Below are 8,957 nucleotides of genomic sequence, written 5' to 3'. Positions count from 1 at the left end.
GTGTAGATCAGTCGATGGCGCGGCCGCGGACCGCGCAGAAAGCTGTGCGTTGAATGGAACGGGCGTCTGACGGCATCCCCGAATGGGGAAGCGAGGCTCTGGTAAACGTGCGCCATTTCGGGCAGACCGCCAGTATTGGATCGGGCGCACCCGCATCAGTGACGGGATGCGCCGCACGTTGGCAAGCCGCACATATTCCGGGCGTGCGCGCGGTTCGAAGCGATCTCGGCACACGACTGTTGCGCATCGTTAGGTGCGGCTAGTCACCACGCGAGGAACAACTCCGCCGTAACCGCCTACAGGCGGTCGACTAGCGCACTTATGGATCAATCCGAGGCGCCCGCGACTCGTTCGGCTCAATCGGCCGCCCAAGATTGGGGTACGTCCGGCGACAGCCTAACGCCGGTCAGTGAGTGCAGCCTCACGTACGGGCATGCATATGGGTCTCTCGTGTGGGGCCGGATTGGTTAGGCGGCTGGTGCAGCAAAGACGGGCGTGGAAAATTTGCATCTACGTCTGAGCCCTTCGACCGGTTGGGCTTACAGCCGTTCATATGGCCGTCTGTATGGGCTTACGTGTGGGCGTATGCGCTTGCCGACCAAAAGTGCTCGAAAGACGGGACGCCGCACAGATGGCGGGTCCTGTTGCGTCACCCCGCTACCGAGGCGAACAAGAGCCTTCGTCACAGTGACAAATCTTGTTCAGACTCGGGCATTGCGACCAAATGCACCCGCATACCTGCATACTGCCGCCCGGAACATCGGCAGTGTCACGGTACCGACGCCATAAATCGGCATCTCCTCAGACGAGGATTGGGCGCGAGTCCGCCCGCCATTACACCCAAAGGTCGAATTCCACCGAACCCGCCCCGTTAACGGTGACCCGGCGCGAAGGATCGAAACGTTCGCCTCCCTGCGCGCAAATTTGGCGAACGGTGCTCGGCGAAGAACGCTGCTGTCGAGCGAGGTGCATCTGCCGGCTCGACCAGGGGCCGCCATCACGACAAGCAACGCGTACTCGGCGAGGACCGCCAGACCGCTTACCGGACGCTCGCGACCCTGGGGATAGGTGCGGGGCGAAGCCGTACATCAGCCTCGGATTGGACGACGCGAACAGCCGCAGCCGAAGTGAGTGTCGGTCACTACCTACGAGATATGCCAACTGATCCATCAGCCAGACACAGTTCGAGAACTCCGCAGGTCAGACTGTTGCGCGGTGAAAGCCCTGGTGACTCGTAAGCACGCTCCAGCAGTATCGAGCACCCCATAACGAGGTTGCCTACCGCTGCCAATCTCGGCGTCTAATGAACATGCAATTTGCCCGAGTTGGACCCTGTGCACGGTCGGCCCCAATTTTGTAGATGTGGGCTACGTAAATTGCATTTTCCGCACCATCGGTGCCAAAGTGCCAGTTCAGCACAGTTTTGCTCTGCAGACATGTCGGTGACCTGCGTTAGGCTGCTCCTATGGACTCTCGACCAGGTCGTGCACCGTCGGTAACTACGGGCGTGGGCATTCCTGCAGGTGTTGGGTCAGTGGCGGTCGAGCCGGAGATCCCGCCGGCCGTCGCGAAGCGGATCGCGAGCGCCGTGCAGTCTTCCCGGTCCGAGGGAACGCGCAAGACGTATGCGGCCGCGTGGAGACGCTTCACTAAGTGGTGCGAGGCGAATGGTCACGTGACGTTGCCGGCTCACCCGATCACCGTCGCTGCCTACCTCGTCGACGCCGCCGACACCCGCACCGAATCAGGGGAGCGGGCCTACGCCGTCGCCACCTTCGGCACCTGGACCGCGGCGATCAACCATCAGCACCGCACCACCGGGCATCTGTCCCCGTCGGCCCATGAGCTCGTCACCGCGACCCTGTCGGGCATACGGCGCGAGTACGCCGCAGCGGGGGACCGGCCCCGCACACCGCGAGACCCGTTGCTGGTCGACGACATCAAACTCCTCGTCAGAACCGCCCGAGAGCGGTGCCGGGGTTGGGCCGACGAGGTGCTGGAACGCCGGGATTCCGCGATCCTGCTGCTCGGGTTCGCCGGCGCGTTCCGACGCAGCGAGCTATCGGAGCTCGCGTGTGGGGACGTCAGTGTGCACCGGCATGACGGTCTCCACGTACGAATGCGGAAGTCGAAGACGGATCAAGAAGGCAGGGGAGCGGTGAAAGCGCTCCCCTACACCGGGTCCCACGAAACCTGCCCACCCTGCGCCTACGTCCGCTGGGCACAAGTCGTCGCCGCATTCGATGCTGGGGGCAGGGCTTCGGTGATCCGGCTCCTACGCAAACGCGAGTCGTTCGCAGGACATGTTTGCCGTGGGGGAGTACCTCGCACCGCAGCCCGCGCTCCGTTGTTCCGCGCAATCGCCAAGAACGGAAACCTTGGCAATACTCCGCTGTCCGGAGCGGCGATTCACCGGACCATCCGCCGACGCGCCGAGCACGCCGGCTACGACGCAACCGCACTCACCAAACTAGGCGGACACTCGCTCCGTGCCGGCTTCGTCACTCAAGGCACCCGCAACGGTGCAGACGGCTCCGCCATCGCCCGACAGACCGGCCACGCCAGCCTCGACTCGGTCGAGGTCTACCGCCGCGAACATGCACCTCTTGTCGGGAACGCCGTTGCTGACATCGGGCTCTAGAACAGATTTGGATAGTTTCTGAAGCCAGAAGGTGCATATCGCGCGAAAAACTAAAGTTAGATGCTATCCTGAACGCCTACTCAGGAGGACTCGTTGGATACAAACCGTCGGTGGGCGCTAGAGACGTTCGGAAGGCATGGCGCACTAATTCGTAGTCGAATCCCTGCGCTCGTGAATGAGGAGCATGTCGCCTCGGTTGACGCACAAGAAGCATCCGGCCATAGGTCCACCGGGGTCTATGGCGAGTTCTGGAGGGGAATCCTGGAGAAGTTCGAGGAATTCGGCAACCTGCCCGGCGCAACAATGGTTCGGCCAGACGGAGCACCGTACAAGATCCCAGTCGTAAATGGCGTCGCCCTCTTCCCGTGGCGATACTCCCGAACCCTGGAACGCAGTATTGACTCAGTCCTTTTCGGCACCTCAGACACACGGTCGTCGATAGCGAAGATTCGGCCGCCAGCTTTGCAAGGGGAGCTCGACATCGAGGTTCCCGATCCGGAGTTGACCGACGAGGAGCGGGAGTTAGTCTCCAGCTTCGACAGCTACACCAAAGATCCTGTGGTGGAGACGGGTCGGCTTGTCTTGGTTGCGATTTGCAGCTCGACTCGCGGACTGTTCGACGTGCGTTGGGGCGAAGCGGAGCTCGGCGCCAGCGGCTTCGTGAGTTGGGTTGCCGAGCCGGAGAACCTTCTCAACCAGACTCCGACTCGACCAGTATCGACCACGCCGCGGCGGACCTTCACATCCGGACCGGTACCAAAGAAGTTCCCAACGGAACGACCAGGCGAGGCGTCCGGCACCGATGAATGACGATCGGCCACAGCTTGAGCTCTTCACATCGGCTGTCGATGATGGTCTCTCGTCGGTCGCGGTGGCGTTCGAGCCTGCCCGACTCACTCAGGCACGGGTCCTGGCCGAATTGACCAAATCTGAGCTGGCCGAACAAGTCGGTGTCTCGGCGGCCGCGATCGGTCAGTTTGAAGCCGGAATCACAAAACCACGTCCCGAGCATCTACCGATTTTGAGCAAGACTCTAGGCGTGCCGGTCCGGTACTTTGCAGCTGGTCGCCCCATAGGGCGTCTTGACGCTGCCGACGCGCATTTCAGAAGTCTCAGATCGACGCGATCCAAAGATCGCTCGAAAGCGGCCGCGCATGCTGAGCAAGTATGGGAACTGACTCACGCGCTGGAGAAGCAGGTCAGGTTCCCTGACGTCAATTTGCCTGTCTTGCCCAGTGGAGCGTCACCTACCGAAGCTGCTGATGTGCTTCGTAAATGGTGGGCAGTATCCGCCGGACCTGTACCCCACTTAGCGGGCACCATGGAAGCGAACGGCATTGTCGTATGCCTCATCTCAATGACCGACGATGCGCTCGGCCGGGTAAAGGCCTACTCGACTGACGCTCTAGGACGACCGATTGTTGTCCTTACCCCCGAACACTTCCGCTCGGTGCAGGAGTACAGGTTCACATGTGCGCACGAGTTGGGGCACCTACTCATGCATCCCACCGCTCTCCCCGGCGATCGACAGCAAGAACGCGAAGCCGATCAGTTTGCAGCAGAGTTCTTGACGCCACAAGCGCAGATCGCACCGTTACTACCCAAAACCGTTCGGATCTCCACACTGGATGGACTAAGCCGGGAGTGGGGAGTCTCAATCGAATCGCTGATCTATCGAATGGGAGAGCTCCACCTAGTGACCGAGGCCGCCATACGCCGCGCGCATCAACGTTTGGCGGGCATGACCGGTTTGCGTAACGAAGAGCCTCTAGTTTCGTTCCCTGGCGAGGTGCCTACTCTCCTCCGAGATGCGTTGAAGATGGCCGAGAAAATCGGTTACAGCCGGGCGGATCTTGCCGACGAATTACGTTGGACCGAGCATCATCTCGCCAAACTGCTCGGCGAGATCGACACACGGCCCAGACTGTCTCTCGTCTCACGTTCAGAACTTTCGCCTGGTCAAGCGTCCACCTAACGATGATAGAACCTGCCTGTGCTGGCGAACCTCGCTCGGGAGGTCCAGCGTCGAGGAGTCTTTCGAAGATCGGGAACGCCCTGTCTCCGCATCACGCATTCGCGCGTAGGCCATCAGGCGGCCCGCACAACCGGGCATGAGTCGCGGGCGAAGTCGGCTAGCCTGCGGCTCGTCGACGAGCGTTGAGTGCGACAGGATCAACCGATAGTGCCGGTTCCAGTGGTTCCTCGTCCGGGTCAACATCATCTTTCGCAAAGGCACTGATCATTGGCTCAAATATCGCCGTTAGACGCGTGAACCGCATCGTCGCGTAGACAATGGCAAACTCGAAGATCCACCGTGCCACTAGCGCGTTGTGACCTACCGGACTCTGACCGGGCGGAATAGCTTTCGTCGAGTCGAGCATGAGAGCGATGATCGCGAGCAAGGCAGCGCCCATACTGCCGACATAGATGCTGCGCCAACTTCGCGCGAGGTCCTTGCCGACGTCACGCTTGAGCGCTTTCGCACGCGGCCCCTTAGCTGAACCCAGCTGACTTACCGCGACTCCGCTCAGCGCCCCGGTCAACGAGACCACTACCGCGAACGCCGAGTAAACGCCACGGCGATCAGATGCTTCACTCCAGCTCAAGAGGTCGAAGCGCCCGGTGAGCCACACAACTAGAGCATGGATTCCCACGACAAACCCGGCTATGAACAGGTCCATCCATCGGTGATCAATCCAAAACTCGCGGATGGGTCTGACGACATGTTCTCGGAGAGACTGTCCTAGTTCCAAAGCATTCCTCCTTCGGAACCACACTGCTGACCTCAAGACTCGTTGTTGTTACCGTTCGCCGGCTCCACGCCGACCGCCTGCCGTAGCTCACTATCATGCTCGGCTGCGACGCCCATTATGGCGGTAACGGCCGACACTATTCTGATGGGATTGCCCTCATCATCTGTCGCCGCAATCTTGCGCTTCGCGGTGATCCGTTGTTTGAGGAAGTCCACCTTTTCCGAGTGGGTCTTCTCGTCAGCGTCAATGTGAATCAGCTGGGCTTTCGCCTTGCTGACCTCGCTCTCGCTCGCAGCGGCCGCAAGGTGTCCGGCCTCGTCACGCATGATCTGTCGGCCCTCATGGTTTTCCTTCGCCCGTGACGTCTGGATGATGAGGGTTACTGTTACCGGCCCGAACTCATCGTTGACGCGGGTAAGTACGCTCCCTAGTCGCGAGCCTCGGTTTGTAAGCGCCTGAGCCTTGGTGGTGCTCACCTTGGTCTCGATTCGAGATACCTCGGGCGACTTCTGAAGTTGCTCCCGGGCCGCGTCGGTAAGTACGGCCTCCGCGATGAGGTGCACACCGGTGAAAATCTTCAGTTCATCGAACCATTCAGCGACCGCACTCGGCGTCGGTGAGGCCGCCGAGCCTTGCACGAGACCGATCAGGTTCCCAAAGTCGAGAAACGACACCACAGATATCTAATAGAGCTTGTTTCCCTCTTCGGTCTCGAAATCTTCGAGAGAGGTAGCGCCGCTCTTGAGGAGCCCCAGCCACGCTGCGACGTCACGGACCTTCGCGAGCTTCAAATGAGCACGTTCACCGTGGTAGTAGACCTCGCCAATCAGCATGCGGTCGCCGACTTTGGTCGTTCGACCTTCGAGGTCAAGGCCATCGAGCTGGGTGAGTATGTCGTACCAATTCGCGTGCTCCATCGGCTTGTTGCCAGATGCGTCGTACTTCACAAGGCGATAGAACGCGATCGTTTTTTCATCGGTCGCCATCGCGGTGTTCCTCCTGGACGTTGCTGCAGCTCGGCAACGTCGTCTTGTGAAGTCTGTTTACGCGTCGACCTTAACCTTCGTGACTGGTTGACTGCTGGTAGCCACGCTGTTGTCTACATCCAAACTGGCTCGCTCGTGGCCCTTGCACCGGTCGAGCGTCCGCTTCTGTATCCCGATCGTCATTTGCTACTACATCAACGCCCTAATCGAAGATCCGCAAGCGCATCGAGATGAACACATCGCACGGAGTCGGCCGGGCGTCAACATGTCTTGACGGTGCGGTAACTGTCTCGAAGCGATCTGCGTTGCGATAATCGAAAGATCCCTCTGCGCAGTATGGTCGGGCAATGTCGTTGACTCAGGAGTGGAACCTCCTCGTGACTGCGCTGCGGGACGTGGCACCGGTGACGGCGCGAACGCTCAGGCCATGTGCGTCGACGAGCGCGGTGAAACGGGCCGAGGCAGCGACGGTTCCGTGGCCGGACGGGCTTCGCGAATTCTTCGGCCTTCATGACGGTCAGAACGAGGTCGGCGGCGCGGGACTCGTCGTTCCGGCTGGACGTCTGCTGCAGGTCGCGGAGATACCTCAGCGGCATTCCGACATGGTCGAAGTCATGGCGGATATCGTTGCAACAGAACCAGATATCTACGACGGGACCTACGCCGAGATCGTCGACAACCTGGTCGAGGCGGGCGTCGAGGCAGAAGATCACCTGTTCCTACCGGGGTACGTCCCTATCGCGGCTTGGGATTCGAATCTGATGTATTGCGACACCCGTTCGGGAGAGATGCGGGGGAGTGTGTCGTACCGATCAGACGACGGCGGGCACCTGGGTGTGCCAACCTGGCCGTCTTTGGAAGCATTTGTTTGCGACGTCAGGTCGGCCGTGACCGATCAGATATCGATCGGCTGGTACACAGCAGCGGTCGACAACGGGGTACTGGACTGGGACATTGTCGAATGACGTTGTGGCAGGGCGAGAGCGCCGAGATGGCGGTACGGGTACCAGCGGCCGGCCTTGGAGCGGCCACCCTCCGAAACACCTGGTGTTGCAGTCCACACCCACCGGTGTCGTGCGGTCAGGCGCGTAGTCGGCAGACGGCGGCGTCCAGATGACCATCACTCCGTGTCGTGACGGCTCACCCGCTCGATGGTTGATCGATCAAAGACGCGACTGGTGGGATCTGGTCACCCGCGGCCCGTCGGGGTACGAGCGTTACGCACGGTTGAGATTCATCCCGGATCCGACTTACGACGGTCAGCGCGAAATGGACACCGACTTCGCCAACGACGGACCGCCCGAGATCGCCCAGCTCGGAATCGCTGTCTCCACCCTCGCCCGGTTCACCACAACTCCGGACGACTGCTATTTCCTGATCTGGGAGGGCTACGAAAACCTCGACCACATGCAGGCCGCGACAGTCTCGATCCCGGAGCGGCCCTGCTACCTCTTTCGAGGTACTGCGGAGGACGTGTCGACGTGGAAGGACGCCCGAGACGGCACTGGTGAGCTGCCGATACCTGCGTTTGTGTGGCCAGCCGATCATGCGTGGTGCATCGCCAACGACGTCGACCCCCACTTCGCCACCATCGGTGCCGGCGAGTCCGCTATCGCAGATCTTCTTCGGACCGCACGAATCGATACGACGCCGGACAATCCCACCACGTACCCACCGTTTTACGGATTTTGAAGGCCACGGTCCAAAGGACGCGTTCGAGGCGGTCGCCGATACGGCGCAGTGCCTGCAGCGCAACGGTTTCTAGTGGGCGTTCCGTACCCTCGGGTGGCGGTGTCGAACAGGCACCGCTACCCGAGACGCAAGGAGGCACCTCCATGGCTGGAATCGCTGACAAGCTCGACAAAGCATACGAAGACAAGCCACTCACCGAGCTCGTCGACGCACCCGTCGAAGCACTGCAGGGCGTTAGCCCTGGCGATGCCGAGCATCTCAAGGCCGCATTCAACATCACGACCATCGGCGATCTCGGACGCAACAAGTACTTCCTCTGGGCGCAGTCGATCGCCAAGCTCGCCGAGTAAGACTCGAGTACGGCACACACGATGAAGCCACAAGACTGGCTACCTCCTGTGGCTTCATCGCAAGCCGACATCGATGCCTGTGGCGTACCTGCACCATCGACCGTCGACAGCGATGCCGTCGACGCGCATGCGTGCCACGTTCGCGGCGGGCGACCCTCGGCGACGTCCCTGATCGGTCGGCCTTCAGCCCGGTACCGTCGCACTGTGACACCGAGACAGGTCAGCACGGTGAGCGGTTACCGCTATCAGTGGTCACTGTTCGTCGATTGGTGCGCTGCGGCCGACGTCGAGGCTCTACCTGCGTCGCCGATCACGCTGGCGCAGTTCCTCGATGAGAACCCTGCCGGCGACGCGGTTCAGTTGCGCCGGGTTTCTGCGATCAACCGCGCTCACCTCGATGCCGGCCAACCCGCCCCCGGCGGAGTCACCTCGATTCGGATCGCACTGGACTCGGCACGTAGTGAGCGAACGATCCGGCGTGCTGAGCAGGACCAGATGATGATCGCGGCCGGACTGCCGACCTCCGGATCGACAG

Annotated in this window: 9 protein-coding genes and 1 pseudogene; 7 read left to right on the top strand and 3 right to left on the bottom strand. The window is 61.1% G+C overall.

Translation table 11 applies throughout. From position 1 onward, the window contains the following. Nucleotides 1-1,465: 1,465 nt before the first annotated feature. From A2J02_RS14780 to A2J02_RS14770, 3 genes are all read left to right on the top strand, one after another. Nucleotides 1,466-2,641: a site-specific integrase gene (locus tag A2J02_RS14780; protein WP_068050853.1), complete on the top strand. Its 1,176-nt coding sequence runs from the start codon at nucleotides 1,466-1,468 to the stop codon at nucleotides 2,639-2,641. A gap of 171 nt (nucleotides 2,642-2,812) precedes the next feature. Further along, complete coding sequence (locus A2J02_RS14775) at nucleotides 2,813-3,451, top strand: hypothetical protein (RefSeq protein ID WP_068050852.1); 639 nt, start codon at nucleotides 2,813-2,815, stop codon at nucleotides 3,449-3,451. Then, nucleotides 3,444-4,616, top strand: coding sequence for an XRE family transcriptional regulator (locus A2J02_RS14770; RefSeq protein ID WP_068050851.1), 1,173 nt, complete (start codon nucleotides 3,444-3,446; stop codon nucleotides 4,614-4,616). The genes A2J02_RS14775 and A2J02_RS14770 overlap by 8 nt, the downstream gene beginning before the upstream one ends. A 157-nt stretch (nucleotides 4,617-4,773) precedes the next feature. Here the strand turns inward: A2J02_RS14770 and A2J02_RS14765 are convergent, their stop codons facing one another. The 3 genes from A2J02_RS14765 to A2J02_RS14755 are packed head-to-tail and all read right to left on the bottom strand — an operon-like array spanning nucleotide 4,774 to nucleotide 6,380. Then, a complete protein-coding gene (locus tag A2J02_RS14765; protein WP_143545449.1) occupies nucleotides 4,774-5,394 on the bottom strand; it encodes a hypothetical protein in 621 nt (206 codons plus the stop codon). Nucleotides 5,395-5,426: 32 nt separating this feature from the next. Continuing rightward, nucleotides 5,427-6,068, bottom strand: a complete 642-nt coding sequence (locus A2J02_RS14760; RefSeq protein ID WP_156516229.1) for a hypothetical protein — start codon at nucleotides 6,066-6,068, stop codon at nucleotides 5,427-5,429. A gap of 9 nt (nucleotides 6,069-6,077) precedes the next feature. After that, nucleotides 6,078-6,380 (bottom strand): hypothetical protein, encoded by a 303-nt coding sequence (locus A2J02_RS14755; RefSeq protein ID WP_068050848.1) that lies wholly within the window; start codon nucleotides 6,378-6,380, stop codon nucleotides 6,078-6,080. 347 nt (nucleotides 6,381-6,727) lie between these two features. Here A2J02_RS14755 and A2J02_RS14750 point away from each other — a divergent pair, with 347 nt between their 5' ends. The 4 genes and pseudogenes from A2J02_RS14750 to A2J02_RS14735 all read left to right on the top strand — a co-directional run. Beyond that, on the top strand, nucleotides 6,728-7,345 hold the full coding sequence (locus tag A2J02_RS14750) for an SMI1/KNR4 family protein (protein ID WP_027494115.1): 618 nt from the start codon (nucleotides 6,728-6,730) through the stop codon (nucleotides 7,343-7,345). Between the two features lie 148 nt (nucleotides 7,346-7,493). Continuing rightward, complete coding sequence (locus A2J02_RS14745; protein WP_027494116.1) at nucleotides 7,494-8,072, top strand: hypothetical protein; 579 nt, start codon at nucleotides 7,494-7,496, stop codon at nucleotides 8,070-8,072. Nucleotides 8,073-8,215: 143 nt separating this feature from the next. Then, nucleotides 8,216-8,422, top strand: a complete 207-nt coding sequence (locus A2J02_RS14740) for a hypothetical protein (protein WP_027494117.1) — start codon at nucleotides 8,216-8,218, stop codon at nucleotides 8,420-8,422. A gap of 204 nt (nucleotides 8,423-8,626) precedes the next feature. Continuing rightward, nucleotides 8,627-8,957 (top strand): annotated as a pseudogene (locus A2J02_RS14735) (hypothetical protein); the annotation flags it as partial.

The sequence above is a fragment of the Rhodococcus sp. EPR-147 genome (assembly GCF_001647185.1).
Classification (GTDB): domain Bacteria; phylum Actinomycetota; class Actinomycetes; order Mycobacteriales; family Mycobacteriaceae; genus Rhodococcoides.
Note: the sequence above shows the minus strand (reverse complement) of the source record. Positions and strands in the feature narration are given on the sequence as shown.